The 24,680-nt window shown below is 55.5% G+C and carries 23 protein-coding genes; 19 read left to right on the top strand and 4 right to left on the bottom strand.

The features are described from left to right. The first annotated feature begins 21 nt into the window (after window positions 1-21). Window positions 22-888, top strand: a complete 867-nt coding sequence (locus tag IE156_RS02745; protein WP_189390939.1) for a LysR family transcriptional regulator — start codon at window positions 22-24, stop codon at window positions 886-888. A 7-nt stretch (window positions 889-895) separates the two neighbouring features. Here the strand turns inward: IE156_RS02745 and gph are convergent, their stop codons facing one another. From gph to ompA, 3 genes are all read right to left on the bottom strand, one after another. Further along, on the bottom strand, window positions 896-1,591 hold the full coding sequence (gene gph / locus IE156_RS02740) for a phosphoglycolate phosphatase (RefSeq protein ID WP_189390938.1): 696 nt from the start codon (window positions 1,589-1,591) through the stop codon (window positions 896-898). A 5-nt stretch (window positions 1,592-1,596) separates the two neighbouring features. Next, on the bottom strand, window positions 1,597-2,319 hold the full coding sequence (gene ubiG, locus IE156_RS02735; RefSeq protein ID WP_189390937.1) for a bifunctional 2-polyprenyl-6-hydroxyphenol methylase/3-demethylubiquinol 3-O-methyltransferase UbiG: 723 nt from the start codon (window positions 2,317-2,319) through the stop codon (window positions 1,597-1,599). A gap of 83 nt (window positions 2,320-2,402) precedes the next feature. Then, the gene (ompA, locus tag IE156_RS02730) at window positions 2,403-2,999 is read right to left on the bottom strand and encodes an outer membrane protein OmpA (protein ID WP_189390936.1); all 597 of its coding nucleotides are present in this window, start codon (window positions 2,997-2,999) and stop codon (window positions 2,403-2,405) included. Window positions 3,000-3,439: 440 nt separating this feature from the next. Between ompA and gyrA the strand changes: the two genes are divergently transcribed. The 14 genes from gyrA (at window position 3,440) to cysM (ending at window position 18,786) form a co-directional block, all read left to right on the top strand. Beyond that, window positions 3,440-6,127 (top strand): DNA gyrase subunit A, encoded by a 2,688-nt coding sequence (gyrA, locus tag IE156_RS02725; RefSeq protein ID WP_189390935.1) that lies wholly within the window; start codon window positions 3,440-3,442, stop codon window positions 6,125-6,127. After that, entirely contained in the window at window positions 6,127-7,236 is a 1,110-nt protein-coding gene (gene serC, locus IE156_RS02720) for a 3-phosphoserine/phosphohydroxythreonine transaminase (RefSeq protein WP_189390934.1), read from the top strand. Before gyrA ends, serC begins: the two co-directional genes overlap by 1 nt. Continuing rightward, window positions 7,229-8,320, top strand: a complete 1,092-nt coding sequence (pheA, locus tag IE156_RS02715) for a prephenate dehydratase (RefSeq protein ID WP_189390933.1) — start codon at window positions 7,229-7,231, stop codon at window positions 8,318-8,320. The genes serC and pheA overlap by 8 nt, the downstream gene beginning before the upstream one ends. Before the next feature lie 281 nt (window positions 8,321-8,601). Next, window positions 8,602-9,486: a prephenate dehydrogenase gene (locus IE156_RS02710; RefSeq protein ID WP_189391396.1), complete on the top strand. Its 885-nt coding sequence runs from the start codon at window positions 8,602-8,604 to the stop codon at window positions 9,484-9,486. Beyond that, window positions 9,483-10,805 (top strand): 3-phosphoshikimate 1-carboxyvinyltransferase, encoded by a 1,323-nt coding sequence (gene aroA / locus IE156_RS02705; protein ID WP_189390932.1) that lies wholly within the window; start codon window positions 9,483-9,485, stop codon window positions 10,803-10,805. Before IE156_RS02710 ends, aroA begins: the two co-directional genes overlap by 4 nt. Then, window positions 10,802-11,482 carry a (d)CMP kinase gene (gene cmk / locus IE156_RS02700; protein WP_189390931.1) on the top strand — a complete coding sequence of 227 codons (681 nt, stop codon included), beginning with the start codon at window positions 10,802-10,804 and terminating at the stop codon, window positions 11,480-11,482. The genes aroA and cmk overlap by 4 nt, the downstream gene beginning before the upstream one ends. Window positions 11,483-11,566: 84 nt before the next feature. Beyond that, the gene (gene rpsA / locus IE156_RS02695) at window positions 11,567-13,285 is read left to right on the top strand and encodes a 30S ribosomal protein S1 (RefSeq protein ID WP_189390930.1); all 1,719 of its coding nucleotides are present in this window, start codon (window positions 11,567-11,569) and stop codon (window positions 13,283-13,285) included. A 5-nt stretch (window positions 13,286-13,290) separates the two neighbouring features. After that, the gene (locus IE156_RS02690) at window positions 13,291-13,650 is read left to right on the top strand and encodes an integration host factor subunit beta (RefSeq protein WP_026482971.1); all 360 of its coding nucleotides are present in this window, start codon (window positions 13,291-13,293) and stop codon (window positions 13,648-13,650) included. A gap of 114 nt (window positions 13,651-13,764) precedes the next feature. Further along, window positions 13,765-14,097, top strand: a complete 333-nt coding sequence (locus IE156_RS02685) for a lipopolysaccharide assembly protein LapA domain-containing protein (protein WP_189390929.1) — start codon at window positions 13,765-13,767, stop codon at window positions 14,095-14,097. A 16-nt stretch (window positions 14,098-14,113) separates the two neighbouring features. Continuing rightward, on the top strand, window positions 14,114-15,355 hold the full coding sequence (lapB, locus tag IE156_RS02680) for a lipopolysaccharide assembly protein LapB (protein ID WP_189390928.1): 1,242 nt from the start codon (window positions 14,114-14,116) through the stop codon (window positions 15,353-15,355). Beyond that, window positions 15,352-16,281, top strand: a complete 930-nt coding sequence (gene rfaE1 / locus IE156_RS02675) for a D-glycero-beta-D-manno-heptose-7-phosphate kinase (RefSeq protein WP_189390927.1) — start codon at window positions 15,352-15,354, stop codon at window positions 16,279-16,281. The genes lapB and rfaE1 overlap by 4 nt, the downstream gene beginning before the upstream one ends. Continuing rightward, a complete protein-coding gene (gene rfaD, locus IE156_RS02670) occupies window positions 16,278-17,276 on the top strand; it encodes an ADP-glyceromanno-heptose 6-epimerase (protein ID WP_189390926.1) in 999 nt (332 codons plus the stop codon). The genes rfaE1 and rfaD overlap by 4 nt, the downstream gene beginning before the upstream one ends. 116 nt (window positions 17,277-17,392) lie before the next feature. Continuing rightward, on the top strand, window positions 17,393-17,779 hold the full coding sequence (locus IE156_RS02665; RefSeq protein ID WP_189390925.1) for a ComEA family DNA-binding protein: 387 nt from the start codon (window positions 17,393-17,395) through the stop codon (window positions 17,777-17,779). A gap of 101 nt (window positions 17,780-17,880) precedes the next feature. Next, a complete protein-coding gene (gene cysM, locus IE156_RS02660) occupies window positions 17,881-18,786 on the top strand; it encodes a cysteine synthase CysM (RefSeq protein ID WP_189390924.1) in 906 nt (301 codons plus the stop codon). Here cysM and mltB read toward each other — a convergent pair. Continuing rightward, window positions 18,783-19,976 carry a lytic murein transglycosylase B gene (gene mltB / locus IE156_RS02655; protein ID WP_189390923.1) on the bottom strand — a complete coding sequence of 398 codons (1,194 nt, stop codon included), beginning with the start codon at window positions 19,974-19,976 and terminating at the stop codon, window positions 18,783-18,785. The genes cysM and mltB overlap by 4 nt on opposite strands. An 11-nt stretch (window positions 19,977-19,987) precedes the next feature. Between mltB and IE156_RS02650 the strand changes: the two genes are divergently transcribed. From IE156_RS02650 to IE156_RS02635, 4 genes are all read left to right on the top strand, one after another. Then, entirely contained in the window at window positions 19,988-20,911 is a 924-nt protein-coding gene (locus IE156_RS02650; RefSeq protein ID WP_189390922.1) for a histone deacetylase family protein, read from the top strand. Between the two features lie 85 nt (window positions 20,912-20,996). Beyond that, window positions 20,997-21,746, top strand: coding sequence for an electron transfer flavoprotein subunit beta/FixA family protein (locus IE156_RS02645; RefSeq protein ID WP_189390921.1), 750 nt, complete (start codon window positions 20,997-20,999; stop codon window positions 21,744-21,746). Further along, entirely contained in the window at window positions 21,747-22,676 is a 930-nt protein-coding gene (locus tag IE156_RS02640; protein WP_189390920.1) for an electron transfer flavoprotein subunit alpha/FixB family protein, read from the top strand. A gap of 108 nt (window positions 22,677-22,784) precedes the next feature. Further along, window positions 22,785-24,602: an acyl-CoA dehydrogenase gene (locus tag IE156_RS02635; RefSeq protein WP_189390919.1), complete on the top strand. Its 1,818-nt coding sequence runs from the start codon at window positions 22,785-22,787 to the stop codon at window positions 24,600-24,602. Window positions 24,603-24,680: the final 78 nt, after the last annotated feature.

Below are 24,680 nucleotides of genomic sequence, written 5' to 3'. Positions count from 1 at the left end.
TAGCATCTATAAAATAGATGAATGGAACTAACTTTAGAGCGTATTCGACATTTCGTGGCGGTGGTGGAAACCGGCTCCATGACCCAAGCTGCTAAAGAATTGGGCAAGGTGCAGTCTGCCGTCAGTACGTCGATCTCCTTGCTGGAAGCCGATCTGAATCTGGAGTTGTTTGATCGTTCACGGCGCACTCTGAGCCTGACTGTGCCGGGGGAAATTATGCTGCTGGAGGCCAAGGCTTTGCTGCGTCAGGTGGAGGTGCTGAATCGCCGGGCGATGGACTTGTCGCAGGGGCAGTCGGCGCGCCTGGAAATCAGCCTGGATGAGGCTTTACCTCAGGAGCCTTTGCGCTTGCTGCTTAAGGAGCTTGCGGTCCGCTGGCCAGCGTTGGAGCTGACGATCTGGAATGGAACGGCGTCAGAGGTTATGGATTACGTCAGTGATGGCCGCTCGGATGTTGCTTTTCAGTTTGATCGAGGTGCTGATGCCACGTCTTTTGCACAAAGTTATATTGGCGCGGTCCCACAGGCGATTTGTGTTGCGCGTACGCACCAATTGGCCAGCCAGTATCAAGTCAGCCGTAAAGAACTGACTGCACACCGGCAACTATTGATTCATATCGAAGGGATGGAACAGACGGTAGTCAGCCCTAGTGTTTGGCGTTCAGACAGCTTTTATGTCATTGCCGATATGGTGGCTGATAGTCTGGGCTGGGCGATTTTGCCGTTGAATATTGCCGAGTATGAGAATCTGCGCAATAAACTGACCCAGCTGCATTGTCAGGAAATGGTACTGCCGCCGTTGCCGGTGCGGATGCTGTGGCGGCAGGGACAGGCCTTGCCGCCTGCAGCGATCTGGATGCAGCAGCGCCTGTCGGAGCTGTTGCCCTAGAACTTGTTTAGCAGACTAACGGAGAAGGGCGGGAAAGCTGATCGTTAGCCCACCGCTGAACTCCTTCCCAGATATCGCCAGCATGGTGAACCGTCAGGTCTGCCTGCCAGGTGCCGATACTGTCGTCGTCAGCACAGTAGCCATAGGCGGCAATCATGGTTGCCATGCCAGCGGCCTGTCCAGCCTGAATATCACGCAAGTCGTCGCCTACGTACAAGCAGTCTTCGGGAGCGAAACCTGCTTGCTTGGCGGCATAGAGCAAGGGTTCTGGGTGGGGCTTGGTGTGCTGGGTTGTGTCGCCGCCTACGGTGACCGCGCAGCCTGCTTCCAGACCCAGATGACGGATCAGGGGCAGTGCCAGATATTCCAGCTTATTGGTGACAATTCCCCAGGTGTAGCCTGCTTGCTCTAATTGCTTGAGCAGGGGAGCCACGCCATCGAACAGATAGGTCAGCTCTGTCATGTGGTCGTGGTAATCCTGCAGAAAGTGTGCACGCAGCTGTGCATACTCAGGATGATCAGTATGGATATCCAGCGCGACTTTGATCAGGCCTCGTGCGCCATGGGAGGCGTAGGGGCGCAGGTCTTCGTAAGGCAAGTCGGGCAAGCCACGCGCTTGGCGCATGCGATTGGCGGTGGCGGCCAGATCTGGGGCAGAGTCGGCCAGAGTGCCGTCAAAATCAAAGAGAACCAGTTTATTCATGGGGCTTAGCTTTGGCGACGGCTGGCCAGCAGGTAGTTGACGGAGGTGTCGCCCGACAGGCGATAGTGTTTGGTAATCGGGTTGTATTCCAGACCCTTCAAGGCCAGAGCATCCAGACCGCTGCGACGTGCCGAGGAAATCAGCTCGCTGGGCTTGATGAAACCTTCATAGCTGTGTGTGCCTTTGGGCATCAAACCCAAAACATACTCGGCGCCCACAATAGCAAACAGAAAGGATTTGGGGTTGCGGTTCAGGGTCGAGAAAAAGACCCAGCCACCGGGTTTGACCAATTTGGAGCAGGCTCGAATGATGGAACCTGGATCGGGAACGTGTTCCAGCATTTCCATGCAGGTGACCACATCAAAGCGCCCAGGGTGCTGATCCGCCATGTCTTCGGCGCTGACCATCTCGTATTTGACCGGTACACCCGATTCCAGACTGTGCAAACGGGCGATTTTCAAGGAGCGCTCGGCCAGATCAATGCCGGTAACATCAGCACCGGACTGAGCCAGGCTTTCTGACAAAATCCCGCCACCACAACCGACATCCAGTACCTGTTTACCCGCCAGGGAACCGGTGTAGGACAAAATCCAGTCCAGACGCAGGGGATTGATGGCGTGCAGCGGCTTGAATTCACTGTCTGGGTCCCACCAGCGGGAAGCCAGCGCACTGAATTTATCGATCTCTGCAGGATCAACATTGGCATTAGTGACGGTGGAAGCGGTCATGGCTCATCCAAAAAAATTAAGGCCCCGCAAAAGCGGAGCCTTAATTGTAGCCTTAGCTACAGAAATACGTGATGCAGCAAGAATTACTTGCGGTTGCCCACGATTTCGATTTCTACGCGACGGTTTTGAGCACGGCCTTCGCGGGTCTTGTTAGACGCCACGGGGTTGGCTTCGCCCTTGCCTTCGGTGTAGATACGGTCAGCAGATACGCCCTTGTTGACCAAGTATGCTTTAACAGCATTGGCGCGACGCTCGGACAGCTTCTGGTTGTAAGCTTCAGCGCCGATCGAGTCTGTGTGACCTGTAGCAATCAGAGTTTCCAGATCGATAGACTGAACAGTGTCAGCTACTTGATCCAGAACCTGGCGGCCTTCTGGCTTGATGGTGGCTTTGTCGAAGTCGAAGAACGTGTCAGCGTTCAAAGTCACTTTAGTGACAGTAGGAGCGACGACAGGAGCTTCGGGGGCTTGGGCAACGGGCACACCGTCACAACCTGGAATACCTGTAGCAGGTGTCCAGAAATTGTTACGCCAGCACAGTTCGTTGGTGCCGTTTTTCCAAACGTCGCCGAACGGATTTTGCCAGTTGTTAACTTCGCCGGACTCTTGTGCGGAAACTGCACCGGTGGCCGATGCAGCGGCAATGGCGAGTACAAGTGCGATTTTGGAGGGTTTGTTCATATTTCTCCTCGTTGAGCTGATGCTGTTAAGTGACCGCAGCGAACCCCTGCCGCTGATTAACGGAACCAGTATAGCAATCCTTTAAACAGAATAAAGACTTGCTTGCGCTGGGTTTCATGCGTGTTAGGTCGAATCTTAAGACATTTCGGCCACATGCGTGAGGGGGACGGGGAACGATTCGTGAAGATGCGTGGAATTAGCCTTGTTCTTTCCTGTTATTGTTGGTTTTAGGCAACAGGAGGCGGGTGGGGCTGTCCTGTTGAACAATGAGCAACATGATTAGCAGGTGAAGGATTTTTGACGAATCCGCGCTTTGGATTGCACATTGCCCGCCTTGTCGCTGCGCTACGCTGCGTCCCTCTATGTGAAAGTGCTAGAATTTCCCCTTGTCCGTTTACGGCTGGCTTACTGCTTAACCCATATCTATAAAGAATTGACCTATGGATTCCTTTGCCAAGGAGACGCTTCCCGTTTCGCTTGAAGAGGAGATGCGCCGCAGCTACCTCGATTACGCCATGAGCGTGATTGTGGGCCGTGCACTTCCCGACGTGCGAGATGGTTTGAAGCCCGTGCATCGCCGTGTCTTGTTCGCCATGCATGAACTCAATAACGACTGGAATCGTGCCTATAAGAAGTCGGCTCGTATCGTCGGTGATGTGATCGGTAAGTACCACCCTCATGGTGACTCTGCCGTCTATGACACGATCGTGCGGTTGGCGCAGGACTTTTCCATGCGCTACACCCTGGTCGACGGACAAGGTAACTTTGGTTCCATCGACGGGGATAACGCCGCTGCCATGCGTTATACCGAAATCCGTCTGGCCAAGATCGCCCACGAATTGTTGGCCGATATCGACCAGGAAACCGTGGACTTCGTGCCTAACTATGATGGCAGCGAAAAAGAACCGGCCCTCTTGCCCTCGCGTCTGCCTAACCTGCTAGTTAACGGCAGCTCGGGTATTGCCGTAGGCATGGCGACCAACATTCCGCCGCATAACCTGGCTGAAGTGGTCAATGGCTGTCTGTATTACCTGAGCCACCCTGACTGCACGATTGATGAGCTGATCGAATACATCCCGGCCCCTGACTTCCCGACCGGCGCCATTATTTATGGCATGTCCGGTGTGCGCGAGGGCTATCGCACGGGTCGTGGTCGCGTCATCATGCGCGCCAGCACGCACTTTGAAGACATGGAAAAGGGCAATCGTCAGGCCATCGTGGTCGATGCTATCCCCTACCAGGTCAATAAAAAGTCCCTGCAAGAACGTATTGCCGAGCTGGTCAACGAAAAGCGCGTCGAGGGTATCTCCGATATTCGCGATGAGTCCGACAAGGACGGCATGCGTTTGGTGATCGAGCTCAAGCGTGGCGAAGTGCCCGAGGTTGTGCTGAACAACCTCTACAAGAACACGCAGCTGCAAGAAACCTTCGGGATGAACATGGTGGCACTGGTCGATGGCCAGCCCCGTTTACTCAACCTGAAACAGCTGGTGGATTACTTCCTGAGCCACCGTCGCGAAGTGGTCACACGTCGTACCGTGTTCCAGCTGCGCAAAGCGCGCGAGCGCGGTCATGTGCTGGAAGGTTTGGCGGTCGCACTGGCCAACATTGATGAATTCATCGAAATCATCAAGGCTGCGCCGACTCCACCTGTCGCTCGTGTCGAGCTGATGGCTCGTTCCTGGGACTCCGGTTTGGTGCGTGAAATGTTGGCGCGCGCCGACACCAGCGCCATTGTGGGGGGGCGTCAGGCCTATCGTCCCGACGATCTGGGTAATGAGTTCGGCATGGGCTCTGAAGGCCTGTACCGCTTGAGTGAAGTCCAGGCTCAAGAAATCCTGAACATGCGCTTGCAGCGCTTGACAGGTCTGGAGCAGGACAAGATTGTTAATGAGTACCGCGAGATCATGGACAAGATCGCTGATCTGCTCGATATCTTGTCCAGTCCCTCTCGTGTGTCGGCCATCATCAGCGATGAATTGATCGCCGTGCGTGACGAGTTCTCGGCCACTGGCAAGGATCTGCGTCGCTCTCAAATTGAGCACAACGCGACCGAGCTGGATACCGAAGATTTGATCACCCCCATGGACATGGTGGTGACCCTCTCGCATACCGGTTATATCAAGAGCCAGCCTTTGTCTGAGTACCGTGCTCAACGTCGTGGCGGTCGTGGCAAACAAGCCACTGCCATGAAAGAGGACGACTGGATCGACAAGCTGTTTATCGCCAATACGCACGACTACCTGCTGTGCTTCTCCAACCGTGGCCGTGTGTACTGGCTCAAGGTTTGGGAAGTGCCACAAGGTTCGCGCAACTCGCGTGGCCGTCCTATCGTCAATATGTTCCCTCTGGAAGATGGCGAAAAGATCAACGTGGTGTTGTCCGTCAAGGAATTCAGCGAAGAGCAGTTCGTGTTCATGGCGACCACGCGCGGTACGGTCAAAAAGACCCCGCTGTCTGACTTCTCCAACCCCCGCAAGGCCGGCATTATTGCCGTGGGCCTGGACGAGGGAGACTACCTGATTGGTGCCCAACTGACTGACGGCGTACACGACGTCATGCTGTTCTCTGATGCAGGCAAGGCCGTGCGCTTTGATGAAGGCGATGTTCGTCCTATGGGCCGTGCTGCCCGTGGTGTGCGTGGCATGACGCTGGAAGAAGGTCAGTCCGTTATTGCCCTGCTGGTGGCTGAAGATGAAACGCAATCGGTGCTGACGGCAACCGAGAACGGTTTTGGCAAGCGCACCCCGATTGGTGAATACACCCGTCATGGCCGTGGTACCAAGGGCATGATTGCCATCCAAACCTCTGCCCGTAACGGCAAGGTGGTGGGCGCTGTGCTGGTACGCGAAACCGACGAGATCATGCTGATCACCAATGCCGGTGTGCTGGTGCGTACCCGCGTATCCGAAATCCGCGAAATGGGCCGTGCCACACAAGGCGTTACCCTGATCAGTGTGGATGACGGCAGCGAACTCTCTGGCGTATACCGCGTCGTTGAAACCGACGACGAGGTGGATGCCGAGCTGGCTGGCGAAGAGGCACAGGAGTCCGATAGTCTTGAGCAGGATAATCAAACTGATTCCGCCCAAGACCAGGCGGAACCACCCAGCGAGGAAAACGAGTAATGCGCGTATGGAATTTTTCGGCAGGCCCCTCGATGCTGCCGTTGGAAGTGCTGGAGCAAGCGGCGGGTGAAATGACCGATTGGCATGGCACCGGCATGTCCATCATGGAAATGAGCCACCGTAGTAAAGACTACATGGGCGTGCGTGATGAAACAGAAGCTGATTTACGTGCTTTGTTGTCCGTGCCGGACGACTTCGCCGTACTGTTTCTGCAGGGCGGGGCGCAGGGCCAGAATGGCCTGCTGCCTTTGAACCTGATTCAACGCAATGGCAGTGGCAAAGCCGACTATGTGCTCTCGGGCAGCTGGTCGGTGAAGTCCTACGAGGAAGCGCAGCGTTACGGCGATGTTCGCATTGCCGGTAGCAGTGGGCAGGCCTGGCAGGATCAGGGCAAAGAGTGGGCGCCCTGGACCTGGTTTCCAGAGCCGTCCCAATGGGAGTTGCGCTCGGATGCGGCTTACCTGCACGTTTGCACCAACGAAACCATTGGTGGGGTGGAGTTCAACGACATCCCTCAGCTGGACGTGCCGGTGGTGGCCGACGTGTCTTCCAATATCCTGTCCTGCCCGATTGATTTCTCGCGTGTGTCTGTGGCGTACGCCGGGGCGCAGAAAAATGCTGGCATGTCCGGCATTGCCCTGATGATGATCCGTAAAGACCTGCTCGGTCATGCCATGGACGTCTGCCCGTCGGCGTTCAACTACGCCAACATCGAAAAGCAGCAGTCCATGTTCAACACGCCGCCGACCTATTCGATTTACATGGCTGGCCTGATGTTCAAGTGGTTGGAGCGTCAGGGTGGTGTGCCGGCAATGCAAGCGCTGAATGCCGCCAAGGCTCAGGCTTTGTACGGATACCTGGACGCCTCGGCGTTTTACAGCAACACGGTGCATCCGGCGTATCGCTCGCGTATGAACGTGCCTTTCCTGTTGCAAGATCAGTCTTTGGACGCCTTGTTCCTGGAACAGGCGACCGCAGCTGGCTTGACCTCCTTGAAAGGGCACAAGAGCGTAGGCGGTATGCGCGCCTCGATCTATAACGCCATGCCGCTGGAGGGTGTGCAGGCACTTATCGATTTCATGACTGATTTTGAACGACGGAATGGCTAATACCTTAACTGAGCGTCTGCTCCCTTGGCGCAATCGTATTGATGAGCTGGATCGCCAGATCCTGGAGCTGCTTAACGAGCGCGCTCGTGCAGCTTTGGAAGTGGGCAAGATCAAGCAGGACTTCAATACCGAGGAAGTTATCCTCAAGCCCGAGCGTGAGGCACGTATTGTGCGTCGCTTGCAGTCTGAAAATGTGGGCCCGTTTACGCCAGCTGCTGTTGAAGCGGTATGGGGGCAGATTATTTCTGCCTGCCGTGGGCTGGAAAGCGTCCTGCGGGTTGCCTATCTGGGTCCGCAAGGGTCTTTCTCGGAGCAGGCCGCTTATGAGCATTTCGGCCATGCTCTGGATGGGCTGCAATGCGATTCCTTTGACGAGGTCTTTCGCAGCGTCGAAGTCGGTCAGGCTGAAGTGGGTATCGTGCCCGTTGAAAACTCGACGGAAGGGGCGGTAAATCGCACGCTGGATTTGCTGCTGAACTCACCTTTGCGTGTCTTGGGCGAGCGCTCGATCCGTGTGCACCATAATCTGTTGACGCAGACCGGTGGCATGGAAGGCGTAACCCGCGTGATGGCCCACCCTCAGGCCTTGGCACAGTGTCAGAACTGGCTGCAAAAGCATTATCCGCAGCTGTTGCGTGAAGCGGCTTCCAGCAATGCTGAAGCTGCTCGCATTGCCGCTTCTGATCCCACCGTGGCCGCGATTGCCGGTAATACGGCCGTGGCCGCCTGGAATCTGGGTGTGGTGGAAGCGGGCATTCAGGACGATCCGCATAACCGCACCCGTTTTCTGGCTATCGGTAATATCGAAGCAATGCCTAGCGGAAATGACAAAACCAGCATCATTCTGGCCGTACCCAATCGGGCTGGTGCGGTTTATGACATGCTGTCTCCCTTGGCTGTACATGGTGTTTCCATGACTCGTCTGGAGTCTCGTCCCGCTCGTACCGGGCAGTGGGAATACTATTTCTACGTTGATCTGGTCGGTCATCGTGACGAACCCGCCATGGCTGCTGCCTTGACCGAGTTGAAGAAACAAGTCGCCTTTTTCAAAATCCTGGGTTCTTACCCGGTCAACGACTTCTAGGCATCAGAAACAAGCAAGGCCAGGGTGGGGAAAGTTTGGGACTTTCCCCACTCAAGGTCTTATTGCCTGTTTAGGACCTGTTTGTTCAAGGCATGCTTGCATAGGCTGTGTTGTTTAAGCAGAGGCTTGTGCAGGACTGAGGCTTTGCTGCTTGCCGTGGTGTTTGGCCTGGCAAAGTCTGCATCAATATCCCGGTTTTGCCAGTGCGTTTTCAAGCAATGCGCTGTGCTTAGACGGCCTGAAAGGGAACGGAATTAATCATGATAGCGTCATCAGAAACTATGGCGCCGCCGCCCTTGGTTCCGGTGCTGGCGGTCGTCGGGGTCGGTTTGATTGGCGGCTCCTTGGCTCTGGCGCTCAAGCGCTCGGGAGCCGTGGGTAAAGTATTGGGCGTAGGCCGGCAGCTGAAAAGTCTGCGGCGCGCTCAGGAGTTGGGGCTGATCGATGAAATCGCCACGCTGGAGCAAGCGGCGCAGCAGGCTGATCTGATTGTGCTGGCCACTCCCATCGGAGCGATGGCTTCGGTACTGAAGGCATTGCGTCCCCATTTGCGTGAAGACACCTTGATCAGCGATGCGGGTAGCACCAAAGTGGATGTGGTCGGCGTCGCGCGCGAGGCCTTGGGTGAACGCATCAGCCAATTTGTCCCTGGTCACCCCATTGCGGGTGCGGAGACGGTAGGCCCGGAAGCGGCCCGTGCGGATTTGTATGAGGGCCGCAACGTCATTTTGACCCCCCTGGAAGAAAACAGTGCCAACGCACGCGAACGTTTGATCGCTGTGTGGGAGTGCTGCGGGGCGCGGGTCATGTTGATGGACCCGGCGACACATGACGAGGTTTTGGCCTCGGTCAGCCATGTGCCGCACTTCCTGTCTTCAGTCTTTATGTGGCAGGTGGCCTCCAGCAGCAATTCGGACCAACGCTTCGCCTTGGCGGGGACTGGCTTTAGGGACTTCACCCGTATTGCCGCTGGTTCCGCGGAGGTGTGGCGCGATATTTTTCTGAGTAATCGCGAGGCGGTGCTCAGCCAACTTCACGAAGTACGCCTTGCCCTGGATCAGGCTGAGCAAGCCTTGCAGGATCAGGACGGCCAGGCTTTGTACGAATTTTTAGAGCGCGCTGCCTTGGCGCGCCGTTTTTGGGCGAGTAGGAGTGGTTTGCAATGAGCCAAAGCGACAGTCTTGTTTTGAACCCCATTAAACGTGCCAGTGGACAGCTGCAATTGCCCGGCTCCAAAAGCATTTCCAATCGGGCTCTTTTGTTGGCTGCCTTGGCTCAGGGGCAAACGCGCCTGGAAGGCCTGCTGCATTCGGATGACACCCGCGTCATGATGGCGGCCTTGCAGCAAATGGGTGTGGCGGTGCAGGATCTAGGGCAGGGTACGGTCGTGATCGACGGTGGCGCCCCTTTCGCGCACCGTGATGCTGATTTGTTCTTGGGGAATGCGGGCACGGCGTTCCGCTCATTGACGGCGGCATTGGGCCTGATGGGTGGCCGCTTTAATCTAAGTGGCATTGCCCGTATGCACGAGCGTCCTATCGGTGATCTGGTCGATGCCTTGCGCAGTCTTGGGGCAGATGTTCAGTATCTGGGTACCGAAGGCTATCCGCCCCTGGCGATTGGAGAGTTGGCTCAGGCGGATCAGCGTCGCGTTTCGGTAAAAGGCACTGTCTCCAGCCAGTTCCTGACGGCCTTGCTGATGGCAGCCCCTTTGTTGACGGCCCGTACCGCTCAGCCTTTGCGTATCGAAGTGGAAGGGGAGCTGATCTCCCAGCCTTACATCGAAATCACCCTGGCCATGATGGCGCGTTTTGGTGTGCAGGTAGCGCGCGATGGCTGGAGCAGTTTTACTGTGCCCGCTGATGCGGCTTATGTCAGCCCAGGCACGTATGTGGTCGAAGGTGATGCCTCTTCAGCTTCCTACTTTATTGCACTGGGTGCATTGGGCGGCGGACCGCTACGCATTCAAGGTGTGGGTACAGAAAGCCTGCAAGGCGATATTCAGTTTGCTGATGTGGCCGAAGCCATGGGCGCACGTATTGAACGTCATGCCAATGAGTTAATCGTTTCTGGTCTGTGTGTGGCTCAGGGCGAGAAGTTAAAAGCCTTTGATCTGGACTTCAACCACATTCCAGATGCTGCCATGACAGCCGCTGCCATGGCCATGTTTGCCGACGGTCCCTGCACCCTGCGAAATATTGCCAGCTGGCGTGTCAAAGAAACCGACCGTATCGACGCTATGCAAGCTGAATTGCGCAAGCTGGGTGCGACGGTGGAGTCGGGTCCGGACTGCTTGACGGTACATCCTATTGCCGCCGATCAATGGCGTTCGGCCAGCATTGAAACTTATGATGATCACCGCATTGCCATGTGCTTTTCCTTAGCCAGCTTCGGACCGGTTCCGGTCACGATTCTGGACCCGGCCTGCGTCAGCAAGACGTTCCCCGACTATTTTTCCGTTTTTGAACAATTGGTGCAGGCATGACAGAGCAGACCGCCATTCCCGTCATTACCATTGATGGCCCCACCGCATCCGGCAAGGGGACGATTGCGTCCCTGGTTGCGCAGCGCTTGGGCTGGCATACGCTTGATAGCGGGGCCTTGTACCGCCTGACGGCACTGTCCTGCCTGCGCCGTGGTGTGGATGTGCAAAACGAGGCCCAGGTCCAGGATGCGGCCCAAAATCTGAATGTACGGTTTGATTACCCCCACATCTACATGGATGGCGAAGATGTCAGTGATGCTATTCGCCAGGAAGAAGTGGGTAATCTGGCCTCGCAGGTTGCCGCTTTGCCCTTGGTGCGTGAGGCACTTTTGCAACGGCAGCGGGATTTTCGCGTAGCGCCCGGTTTAGTGGGGGATGGACGCGATATGGGCACAGTTGTGTTCCCGGACGCGCCTTTAAAGATATTTTTGCTGGCAGATGCTGAAGTCCGCGCCCAAAGACGCTGTAAACAGTTGAGCGAAAAGGGTATTTCTGCTAATCTTACGAGTCTTTTGGCGGACTTGCGTGCGCGCGATGAACGTGATCGTTCTCGAACCCATGCTCCGCTTGTGCCTGCGCTGGGTGCCCACATTGTGGATTCTTCCCAGCTCAGCATCCAAGAAGTTGTAAATAAGGTGCTCGACCTTTGGTCGGGCATTGCGGTCCCGACAGCCTAATCCCGTGCTGGTCGGGCTTTGTTCACTCCACCGGGTTTCACCTGGTGTGTTTTTTACGGCCATTTTGGCTGACGGATTGATTTAATGTCCACTAACCTTCACACAGACGCAACGGGCGGCGAAAGTTTTGCCGATTTGTTTGCAGAAAGCATTAAAAACCAAGACCTGAAAAGCGGCGAAGTTATCTCCGCCGAGGTTCTGCGTATTGACCACAACTACGTGTTGGTCAATGCTGGCCTGAAGTCCGAGGCACTGATCCCCCTGGAAGAGTTCCTGAACGATCAGGGCGAACTCGAAGTTCAAGCGGGTGACTTCGTCTCCGTGGCAATCGATGCCTTTGAAAACGGCTACGGCGACACCATCCTGTCCCGCGACCGCGCCAAGCGTCTGTCGGCCTGGTTGTCGCTCGAGCAAGCGCTGGAGTCCGGCGAGCTGGTCAACGGTACCATCACCGGTAAGGTCAAGGGCGGTTTGACTGTCATGACCAACGGCATCCGTGCCTTCTTGCCTGGTTCGCTGGTTGATCTGCGTCCTGTCAAAGACACCACGCCATACGAAGGCAAGACCCTGGAATTCAAGGTTATCAAGCTCGATCGCAAGCGTAACAACGTTGTGTTGTCGCGTCGCGCTGTGCTGGAAGCCTCCATGGGCGAAGAGCGTCAGAAACTGCTGGAAACCCTGTCCGAAGGCGCTATCGTCAAAGGTATCGTCAAGAACATCACCGACTACGGTGCGTTCGTGGATCTGGGCGGCATCGACGGTCTGTTGCACATCACCGACATGGCCTGGCGCCGTGTTCGTCACCCATCCGAAGTTCTGCAGGTGGGTCAGGAAATCGAAGCCAAGGTTCTCAAGTTCGATCAAGAAAAGAGCCGTGTCTCCCTGGGCGTCAAACAGCTGGGCGAAGATCCTTGGATCGGTCTGGCACGTCGCTACCCACAACACACCCGTTTGTTCGGCAAGGTTACCAACCTGACCGATTACGGTGCATTCGTTGAAGTGGAAGACGGTATCGAAGGCCTGGTGCACGTATCCGAAATGGATTGGACCAACAAGAACGTTGACCCACGCAAGGTCGTGACCTTGGGTGAAGAAGTCGAAGTCATGGTTCTGGAAATCGACGAAGATCGTCGTCGTATCTCCTTGGGCATGAAGCAGTGCCGTGCCAACCCATGGGAAGATTTCGCCATCAACTTCAAACGCGGCGACAAAGTTCGCGGTGGCATCAAGTCCATCACCGACTTTGGCGTGTTCGTTGGTCTGCCTGGCGGTATCGACGGCCTGGTTCACCTGTCCGACCTGTCCTGGTCCGAGACTGGCGAAGAAGCCGTTCGCAACTTCAAGAAGGGCGACGAAGTTGACGCCGTGGTTCTGGGTATCGACACCGACAAAGAGCGCATTTCCCTGGGTATCAAACAGCTGGAAGGCGATCCGTTCAACAACTTCGTAGCCACCTACGACAAGGGTGCTGTGGTAAACGGCGTCGTGAAGTCGGTTGAGCCTAAGGGTGCTGTTGTAACGCTGTCGCTGGACGTTGAAGGTTACCTGCGCGCCTCCGAGATCTCCTCGGGCCGTGTGGAAGACGCAACGACTGCGCTGAAAGAAGGTCAGGAAATCGACACCATGATCTTGAGCGTGGATCGCAAGACCCGTTCGATTCAACTGTCCATCAAGGCACGTGATACTGCCGAAACCGCTCAATCCATGGCCCGTCTGACCGAAGCTAGCGCTTCGTCCGGTACGACCAACCTGGGTGCTCTGCTGCGTGCCAAGCTGGATCAGCAGCAACGCGACGACGGTTAATCAGCGTGACAAAGTCTGAGCTGATCGCGTTGTTGGCCAGTCGCTATCCGCAGCTGGCTCTGCGCGATATGGATTTCGCCGTGAAAACGGTTTTGGATTCAATGACCCAGGCTTTGGCCAGTGGTCAACGGATCGAAATCCGAGGGTTTGGCAGTTTTTCGCTCTCTACCCGCTCGCCGCGGGTAGGGCGCAATCCCAAATCGGGTGAAAAAGTGATGGTGCCTGGTAAACAGGTGCCGCACTTTAAAGCCGGTAAAGAATTGCGTGAGCGAGTCGATTCTGTCTTTCTTGAGCAAGAGCAAATCGAAGCGGACGACCAGTCGTCTGCCTTCGAGCAGCTTAATGCGAGAGTCCGTCACGGTTAAGACCTACTTGCACACTGATTTAGCAGGCCCTTTTTAGGGCCTGTTTTGCGTGTGCGCTAAATTCCGCTTGCACGTACAATCAGACATTATAAAAACACTGTTGGAGCCCTAATAATGCGCTACTTAGTCTGGGTATTGCGTCTGCTGGTTTTTGTGATTGTGCTGTTGTTCGCACTCAAAAACACGGAACCGGTACAGGTCAGCTTTTTCGCCGAGCATATTATTCAAGACGTTCCACTGATCGTCGTGATGCTAGCGGCTTTTATTTTAGGCTTGGTGTTGGGACTGCTTTTGATGGTGGGCGCTGTTATGCGTCGCCGTCGCGAGGTCAATCGTTTGCGCCGTGAAATGGACCGTCTGCAAGACAGGCTGGAACAAGCACAACAGTCACCCGTTAACACGGCTGCCGTCGCGCCCGAGATCGTCGCCCCCTTGGCGCCTTTGTAAGCCGTTGGAGTAAACAGTGGATTTTGAAACCTGGTGGTTGGTTTTTGTACCTATTTTATTTGGCTTGGGCTGGGTGGCGGCGCGGGTGGATTTTCGGCAGATGATGTCCGAAACTCGTACTTTGCCGGACTCGTACTTCAAGGGTTTGAATTTTCTGCTCAATGAAGAGCCGGATCGTGCCATTGACGCGTTTGTTGAAGTCGCCAAGCTGGACCCAGAAACCACCGAGCTGCACTTTGCGCTGGGTAGCCTGTTCCGCCGCCGTGGTGAAATGGAACGTGCTATTCGTGTGCATCAAAGCCTTTTATCGCGTGCCGATCTGCCTGTAGCAGATCGTGAAAATGCTCAATTTCAGATTGCACAAGACTTTTTGAAAGCCGGCATGCTGGATAGGGCGGAAGCTGCCTTCGAGGCGGTGCGAGAAACGCGCTTTGCAATCCCGGCCATGCGTGCCTTGATCCGTATTTATGAGTCCGAGCATGATTGGCCGCGTGCTATTGAAGCGGTGCGTCGCTTGCGTGCTTTGGTCGACGAACCGGTGCCCCAGCTAGTGCACTACCAGTGTGAGCAAGCCGAAGGTGCTTTGCAGGGTAAGCAACCCGATTTTGATCGGGCAGGCAAAGCGCTGGACGAGGCCGATAATGCCATTCGTAAACTGGGTAGCGGTCAGCAAGGCATGTACGCCTCGCAAGCCCGAGTTGCCAGCCTGCGTGCACGTGTAGCGCGCATGCAAGGCCAAAGCGAGCAGGAACGTGCGTATCTGGTGTCTATCCTGAATAGCGCGCCAGACTATGTGGGCCTGTACGCCACCGAGTTGCTGGATAGTTATCGCAAGTTGGGTCGGGATGCGGAGGGCGTTGCCATGCTGCGCAGCCATTACCAGCAACATCCCAGCCTGGATATTTTTAATGTACTGTTCCGCGTTCTGCGAGAGCAGGAAGGCCATTTGCAGGCCTGGGCTTTTGCGCGTGACGCTTTACGTGCCCATCCTTCTTTATTGGGCTTGGACAAGATGCTGGAAGTAGAACTTCAGGATCAAGGACAGAACAAAGAGGGTGCCGATACGGTTGGGGTGGACCAGGTTATCGCGGGCGCCGATTTAAGTTTGTTGCGTTCCTTGATCCATAGACACACCCAGCGTCTGGATCGTTACTCTTGCAGCTCCTGCGGTTTTGAAGCCCGCCATTTTTACTGGCAATGTCCTGGGTGTAATTCCTGGGAAACCTATGCCCCTCGACGTCTTGAGGAGTTGAAATGATGGAGTTCCCCAGTCAAGCCGTTGCCGCTAGCCGTGTGCTGGTGGTTGGGGATGTGATGCTGGACCGCTATTGGTTCGGCGATGTAGAGCGCATTTCCCCTGAAGCTCCGGTGCCTGTGGTCAAAATGGGCCGAGTGGAAGACCGGTTAGGTGGTGCCGCTAACGTGGCGCGCAATATTGCAGCCTTGGGTGCGCAGGCTAGTCTCCTGGGCGTGATCGGGCAGGACGAGGCCGGCAAGACCGTGCGCGAACTGGCTAAAGAAGATCATGTTCAAGCGCATTGGGTGCAGGATCCTCTGATGCCCACGTCGCTCAAGCTGCGTGTATTGGGCCGTCAGCAGCAATTGCTGCGTGTAGATTTTGAAGAAAGCCCAGCCAGCAGTGCCTTGGATCAGCTGCATCAAAGCATGAGCGATCTGCTCGATCAGCATCAGGTACTGGTGCTGTCGGACTATGCCAAGGGTGCCTTGGGGCAGGTGGAAAGTTTGATCGCTTTGGCGCGGGCCAAAAATATCCCTATTTTGGTCGATCCCAAAGGGAAAACCTACGAGCGCTACCAAGGTGCCACTATCCTGACGCCCAATCGTCTGGAAATGCAGGAAGCAGTAGGCGCCTGGAAAGATGAGGATGATTTAATGCAACGCGCCCAGAACTTGCGTCGTAAGTTGGATCTGGAATGTTTGCTGATTACCCGTTCCGAGCAAGGCATGACCTTGTTCACTGAACAGGGGCGTGAGCATGTGGATGCTCAGGCACAAGAAGTGTTTGACGTCTCCGGCGCTGGGGACACGGTATTGGCAACGCTGGCGGTCATGCGAGCGGCGGGTCTGGATTGGCTGCAGGCCATGCGCTGGGCGAATCGTGCGGGCGGTATCGTAGTCGGAAAATTGGGTACGTCTATTGTGACGGCAAAGGAATTGGCATGATTGTAGTGACCGGTGGTGCTGGCTTTATTGGCAGCAATTTGGTGAAAGGTCTGAACCAGCAGGGTGTGACTGACATTCTGGTGGTGGATGACCTGAGTGATGGCGACAAGTTCGTCAATCTGGCGCATGGCCAAATTGCAGACTATATGGATAAGGACGATTTCCGTGCCCGTCTGGCTCGGGACGAGTTCTCTAATATTGAAGCTGTTTTACATCAGGGCGCATGTTCGGACACCACCGAGCGTAACGGCCAGTTCATGATGGACAACAACTACCGCGTCACCCTGGAAATCTTTGAGTACTGCCAGGCCAAGCGTATCCCCTTGTTGTACGCCTCGTCTGCTGCGGTTTACGGTGCTGGCCCCTTGTATGCTGAGGACCTGAGCAACGAAGCGCCCTTGAACGTCTATGGCTACTCCAAGTTTTTGTTTGATCAGGTCTTGCGCCGCCATCTGGGCAGTCTGCGCGCACCTGTAGTCGGTCTGCGTTACTTCAACGTCTATGGTCCGCAAGAGCAGCACAAAGGCCGTATGGCCTCGGTGGCTTATCACAATATGCTGCAATACCGTCGCGACGGCCATGTGTTGCTGTTTGGTGCTTGGGATGGCTACGTGGATGGTGGTCAGCAACGCGACTTTGTTTTTATTGATGACGTTGTTTCGGTAAATCTCCATTTCCTGGGTCAGGACAAACAGTCCGGCGTATTTAATTGCGGTTCGGGTCGTGCTCAACCGTTCAATGATGTGGCTCAGACTGTCGTCAATACCTTGCGAGAGCACGATGGCTTGCCTGCACTGGAATTGGATGATCTGGTTACCCAGCAATTTCTGCAATACATTCCCTTTCCTGACGACTTGAAAGGCCGCTATCAAAGTCATACCCAAGCGGATTTGACGCAGTTGCGTGCTGCGGGTTACGACAAGCCCTTCAATGATGTGCAGACTGGTGTGGGCGAGTACGTACGGCGTTTGCTGCAGGCAGGTGCGTTGCGCTAATTGCCATGGTTATAAAGTCCATGCGGGCTGTTACGCATGGCTAAACGCTGTCCAGGGGCAGCCGTTTCAATCCCGCAGGCGGCACCATAAAGGCTTCTTTCCAAGGAGCCTTTATCATGTCTACTTCCCTGAAGTTTCTGCCCATAGCCCCAGATCGTTTGCACTTTATGAGACGCTGGCGGGAGTTGGCCCTGCGGGCTTTGCTTGCCGTATGTTTGTGGGGACCGTTGGGTTTGGCGGGAGCAGTTGATCTGAATACTGCGGATGTCCAGCAGTTACAGCAAATCAAGGGTATTGGTCCCCGCACCGCCGAGTTGATTCTGGAGGAGCGACAGCGCGGCGGGCCTTTTGATTCGCTGCAGGATCTGGCGGATCGGGTCAAAGGCATAGGGGCTAAAAAGATTATTACGATGGAGCAGTCGGGCTTGAAAGTGGAGCCGGCCAAAGCCCAGGCCAAGGCCGCTTCCAGTACGGCTGATGCGGATATAAGAAGAAAGCCATAGCTCTGAGCGTAGACTCGCTTTAAGCTAGTAGTTTGTTTGGTCAGCAGGGGCAGTCAGTTCGTGCTGGCTGCCGCATTGCACAAGGTAAGAGATATTTATCGATGAAAAACTATCCCACAATTGAAGATACGGTTGGTCAAACCCCGCTGGTGCGCTTGCAGCGTATTCCTGGCGAGTTTGGACAGACACGCGGGAATGTCTTGCTGGCCAAGCTGGAAGGCAATAATCCTGCCGGCTCGGTCAAGGACCGTGCCGCCAGTTCCATGATTCAGGAAGCCGAGCGCCGCGGTGATATCAAGCCGGGGGATACCTTGATCGAAGCCACCAGTGGCAATACGGGTATTGCCCTGGCCATGATTGCGGCCGTGCGTGGCTATAAAATGATTTTAATCATGCCCGACAATTTGTCGCTGGAGCGTCGCGCCTCCATGACGGCTTATGGTGCGAAGCTGATTCTGACCCCAGCCGATCAAGGTGGTATGGAGTATGCCCGTGATCTGGCGATGAAGATGCAGGCCGAAGGGCAGGGCAAGGTGCTGGACCAATTTGCCAATATGGATAACCCGGCTGCACACGTACATAGCACAGGCCCTGAAATTTGGCAGCAGACCGACGGGCAGATCACTCACTTTGTCAGTGCCATGGGTACGACTGGCACCATCATGGGGGTGGGGAATTACCTGCGTAGCCAGAGCAGTGGCATTGTAGTGGTGGGTGCCCAGCCAGCACCGGGCGCGCAGATTGCGGGCATCCGTAAATGGCCCGAAGCCTATCTGCCCAAGATCTACGATCCATCCAAAGTGGATATGTTTGAAGAGATTGGCCAACAAGAGGCCGAGATCATGACGCGCCGTATGGCAGCCGAAGAAGGTATCTGTGCCGGTATTTCTTCCGGTGGTGCATTGGTAGCGGCTATGCGCGTGGCACAACGGGTAGAGAACGCCACGATCGTTTTTATTGTGTGCGACCGTGGCGATCGTTACCTGTCTACCGGCATCTTTAATTAATTAGGGTTGCCGTAGCCCATTTGTGCCGCCAGTTCGGAAGCCAGATCGGCAACCGAGCTGGCGTAAAAATAACTGCGGTTGTAATGGGTAATGGCAAAGAAGTTGGGTGTGCCCAGACGATACTCTGTCGTGTTGCGGGGTTCGTCCACCAGGTTTACCACCCCTAACTTAGCCTGCTGCCAAGGGCCGGTATTCTGGCTCTGGCCTTTTACACTGGCACCGGCTTCTTGCAATTGTGTCCAGTTCAGTTTGGGAAAGATGCCACCATCCACCATGCCTTTATTGGCGCTGCTTAGCTGAGCAGGGGCAAAAACAGGCAGGCCTGGTTCCCAGCCATGCGCACGCAGGAAGTTAGCAATCGAGGCCATGGCATCCGTGGGGTTGTTGCGCAGGTCAATACGCCCATCACCATCACCATCCACGGCATAGCGCATCAGGCTACCCGGCATGAATTGGGACATACCCATTGCGCCTGCAAACGAGCCCTGAACAATACGTGCGTCTAGTTCTCCTTGGTAATGCAGTTCGATCAGGTCTGCCAGTTGATCGCGGAACAACTGACCGCGCTCGGGACGGCTGTCATCCGGATAGGCGAAGCCCAGGGTGAACAGGGCATCCAGTACCTTGAAGTCGCCCATGATTTTGCCGTAGACAGTTTCCACCCCCAGAATCGACACAATAATAGAAGGGGGTACACCGTAGGTTTGGGAGATCTGGTCCAGGGCAAGACGGTGTTTTTGCCAGAACTGGACGCCACCCTGGATACGGGCAGGGTCAACATTGCGCTGTCTATACGTGACCCAACTACGCTTGATACGCCCTTTGGTGGGACGCATTAGTTTGGCGGCCGTCTCGTTATATTGAGCTTGCTGCAAAATTTCGGTGACAACATCTATTGGAATTTGGCGCGCGCTAGCAACTTCCCGGGAATAGGCGGCAAGGTCGTCGTTTAATTCGCCGTTTAATTTAAAGAATTGTGTCCGCCCGGAACGGGATTCGCCTGCCTGAATGGACGCAGGCGCCTCCAGGGATTTGATTTGGACCAAAGTGGTTTTTTTTGAAGAGGCTTGTAAAGCCGCGTCGTTACTGGGTTTGGGGCCTGTAGCTGGTGCTTGGGGCGTGGTGGTCGCGCAGCCGGCCGTGCTCAGCGCGATCAGTACTGCTTGCAAAATTCGAGTGGGTCTGAACATAATCCATCCTCATGGAGACACTATATTTTATCCATCCATCGTGCCATTTGCATGAGATGGGTCGATGGCATCCGGAAAGTCCGCAGCGGCTCGATGCCATAAACGATCAACTGCTATCCAGCGGTCTGGCATCCTATCTGGCCCAGCGGCAAGCTCGGCTGGCTACGGATGCGGATATCTTGCGGGTACACGATGCAGCATACGTGCAGCAGCTCAAAGATCAACTGCCAGGTCAGGGATATTTCAATATCGATCCTGACACGCTGATGAATCCGCATACCCTGGAGGCGGCCTATGCGGCTGCCGGAGCCGGGCTGGATGCGGTTGATGGCGTCATGAACGAAGGGGCTACCGGCGCATTTTGTGCTGTACGACCTCCTGGACACCATGCTGAGCGGGCTAGGGCGATGGGGTTCTGCTTTTTCAACAATATCGCTGTGGCCGTAGCCTACGCGATGGAACGCTATGATCTCAAGCGCGTGCTGATCGTTGATTTTGACGTGCATCACGGCAATGGAACCGAGCAGATTTTTGCTGGTGATGAGCGGGTTCTGATGTGCAGTTTTTTCCAGTCCCCGTTTTTTCCTGATTCCTTTCAGGACCCGGCGGCGCAAAACATGGTAAATATACCGGTTGAGGCCTACACCAAATCGGCTCAGATTATCGATCTGTTCAGACAGGTTTGCTTACCCCGCATCGAGGCCTTCGCGCCTGAAATGGTCTTTTTCTCGGCAGGCTTTGATGCTCACCGTGAAGATGAGATGGGGCAGTTAAGCCTGGTTGAAGCCGATTATGCAGAATTGACAGCGATGGTGGTCCAAGCCTGTGCGCCTACTGCCGGACAACGTCTGGTCAGTATGCTGGAAGGGGGTTACGATCCCTCCTCCTTGGGACGCAGCGTAGTGGCCCACATCAAAGCCCTTGCCGGGCTTTAGGCAAGTGGCTTCGGGTTTTGGAATTCTTCTAAAGCCTTATTTCAACAGAACAATTTTTATTTAAGACTGCACTGGAGAACATTACATGAAGGTGTTAGTACCCGTGAAACGCGTAGTTGACTATAACGTCAAGGTGCGTGTGAAATCCGACCAAACCGGGGTGGACATTGCCAATGTGAAAATGTCCATGAACCCCTTTGACGAAATCGCTGTCGAAGAGGCCACTCGCCTCAAAGAAAGCGGTGCAGCTACCGAAGTGATCGCTATTTCTTGCGGTGTTGCGCAAAGCCAGGAAACCTTGCGCACTGCGCTGGCCATTGGTGCTGATCGGGCCACTCTGGTGCAAACCGACGTCGAATTGCAGCCCCTGGCCGTGGCCAAGCTGATCAAGGCCGTGGTTGACAAAGAACAGCCTCAGCTCGTGATCCTGGGCAAACAGGCTATTGACGACGATGCCAACCAGACAGGCCAGATGCTGGCTGCCTTGCTGGACTGGCCACAAGCCACCTTTGCCAGCAAGATTGAAGTGTCAGGCGACAGCGTGTCGGTTACCCGTGAAGTGGACGGCGGCCTGGAAACGCTGAAACTGAGCCTGCCTGCCGTGATCACCACCGACCTGCGCTTGAACGAGCCTCGTTACGTGACACTGCCCAACATCATGAAGGCCAAGAAAAAGCCCTTGGAAACCCTGACTCCAGAAGAGCTGGGCATTGATGTGGCTCCTCGTATCAAAACGCTGAAAGTGACTGAGCCACCAGCTCGTGCTGCCGGCATCATGGTGCCTGATGTTGCCACACTGGTCGAGAAACTGAAGAACGAAGCGAAGGTGATTTAAATGGCTATCCTTGTTATTGCCGAGCACGACAATCAGCAGCTCAAGGCTGCGACTCTCAATGCCCTGGCTGCCGCTCAGAAGATCGGTGGTGATGTGCATGTTCTGGTCGCTGGCAACCAGGCTGCCGGCGTCGCTCAAGCGGCTGCTAAAGCTCAGGGCGTCAATAAAGTGCTGTTGGCCGATGGCCCTGCATTGGCTGACGGTTTGGCTGAAAACGTGGCTGCCCAAGTGCTGGCTATTGCTTCCAGCTACAGCCACATCCTGTTCCCGGCCACCGCTTCGGGCAAGAATATTGCTCCTCGTGTTGCCGCCAAGCTGGATGTTGCTCAACTGTCGGACATCTTGTCCGTGGAATCAGCTGACACCTTTACTCGTCCTATCTATGCCGGTAACGCGGTGGCAACGGTGCAGTCCAGCGATGCCGTCAAAGTAATCACCGTGCGTACCACGGCGTTTGACGCCGTGGCCGCAGAAGGTGGTAGTGCCGCCGTTGAAGAATTGAGCGCTGTGGCTGACTCGGGCCGTTCGTCGTTTGTCAGCCGTGAAGTGGCCAAGAGCGACCGCCCTGAACTGGCTGGTGCCGGTGTCGTGGTGTCTGGTGGTCGTGGCATGGGTAGCGCTGAAAACTTCAAGTTGCTGGACGGTCTGGCTGACAAGCTGGGTGCTGCACTGGGCGCATCGCGCGCAGCGGTGGACGCCGGCTATGCACCGAACGACTGGCAGGTGGGTCAGACAGGCAAAATCGTGGCTCCTCAGCTGTACGTGGCGGTGGGTATTTCTGGTGCCATTCAGCATTTGGCCGGCATGAAAGACTCCAAGGTCATTGTGGCGATCAATAAAGATCCTGAAGCGCCTATCTTTGGCGTTGCCGACTACGGTTTGGTGGCGGATCTGTTTGAAGCTGTGCCTGCCTTAGAAAAAGCGCTTTAAGCGTTAATCGGCCTGCTGGTTAGTTCTCCAGCAGGCTTTTTTTTAATGCATATATCCTAGGGGCCTGATTGTGGCTTCGGTCCTTTTTGTTTCTGTGTAGGAGTGTTCATGACGTATCGTGTACCCACCCAAGACATCCGCTTTGCCTTGCAAGAGCTGGCTGATCTACCTGGTGTGCTGGAATTGCCTGGCTTTGAGGATTTCTCGGCCGAGTTGATCGATGCCATTATTGATGAGAACGCCCGCTTCGTTGAGCAGGAAGTAGCACCTTTGAACCGTGCCGGGGATCAGAACGGCGCCAAATGGAATGATGGTGTGGTCACCACCACGCCCGGCTTTAAAAAAGCCTTTGAAGAATTTGCAAAAGCGGGTTGGCAGGGCTTGCAGCACGAAGCTGAACTGGGTGGCCAGGGCCTACCCAAGTTGATCGGTGCCGTGGCATGTGAAAACATCAATGCCGCCAACCTGGCTTTTTCCCTGTGTCCATTGTTGACGGACGGCGTGATCGAAGCCGTCTCTATGGTGGGCTCGGACGAACAGAAAGCACGCTTTCTGCCTCCTTTGATGGAAGGCCGCTGGACAGGCACCATGAACCTGACTGAGCCTCAGGCGGGTTCGGATCTGGCCCAGGTCGCCAGCCGTGCGGTGCCTCAAGACGATGGTAGCTACCGCATCAGCGGTCAAAAGATTTTCATCACTTATGGTGAGCACGATATGGCCGAGAATATCGTCCATCTGGTGCTGGCCCGTACCCCTGATGCACCAGCCGGTGTGAAGGGCATTTCCCTGTTCATCGTGCCCAAGTTCATGGTGGGCGAAGATGGCTCCCTGGGGGCTCGTAACGACGTCTGGTGTGCTTCGCTGGAGCATAAGCTAGGCATTCATGGCAGCCCAACGGCGGTGCTGCTGTACGGCTCGGGCAAGGGTGACGTGGGCGAGGGTGCCATCGGCTACTTGGTCGGCCAGGAAAACGAAGGCCTGAAGTACATGTTCATCATGATGAACGCCGCCCGTTACGCCGTGGGTGTGCAGGGTATTGCGGTGGCCGAGCGTGCTTTGCAGCAGGCTATTGAATACGCTAATGACCGTGTGCAGGGTGCTCCTCTGACAGGGGGTAAGGCGGTGTCTATTGCTCACCACCCTGACGTGCAGCGCATGGTGGTCCAAATGCGTGCTCTGACAGAAGGATCTCGTGCGCTGGCGTATTTTGCAGCTGGTGTGAACGACAAGGCTCGTCACAGTGCAGACGAAAATGCCCGCAAACGCTATCAGGCGCTCTACGAGTTCCTGGTGCCTGTGGTCAAGGGCTTCAGCACGGAAATGTCCTTGGAAGTGACTTCTTTGGGTGTGCAAGTTCACGGCGGTATGGGCTTCATCGAAGAAACTGGTGCGGCTCAGCACTACCGTGATTCGCGCATTTTGCCTATCTACGAAGGCACAACAGCCATTCAGGCCAATGACTTTATCGGTCGCAAAGTGTTGCGTGATGCCGGTGCCGTGATTCAAGGTCTGGCCCCTGAGTTGGTTGCGACTGTTGCCAAGCTGCGCGAGCGCGCGGCTCAAGGCGGCGAGCATCAAGCAGCCTTGGGTTTGATTGCTGATCGTCTGGAAGCGGGCGTGAAAAGTGTGGAACGTGCGGCCATGTTCACCTTGATGAACGCGCAGAAAGACCTGTCCGCCGTGTTCCTGGGTAGTGTGCCGTTCCTGATGCTGTCTGGTTACGTTCTGACCGGTTGGCAGATGGCTCGTGCTGCCTTGGCGGCCGAGAAGGCATTGAGTGAAGGCAATCAGGATCCCTTCCTGCGCCGCAAGCTCTCGACTAGCGTGTTCTTCGCCAGCCACTTGTTGCCGCGTGCTGGTGCCTTGGCGCAGTCTGTGGCGGACGGTGTGGAGTTGACTCCGTACCTGTCGGCTGAGCTACTGTAAGTTTGCAAGGCTAAGGCGTAAAGGCCCGTGCAGCGTTTCTGGCTGCCGGGCCTTTTTTGAATATATCTATATAGCTTT

The sequence above is a fragment of the Alcaligenes pakistanensis genome (assembly GCF_014652815.1).
GTDB lineage: Bacteria > Pseudomonadota > Gammaproteobacteria > Burkholderiales > Burkholderiaceae_B > Alcaligenes > Alcaligenes pakistanensis.
This window is presented reverse-complemented; position numbering and strand designations above follow the sequence as displayed.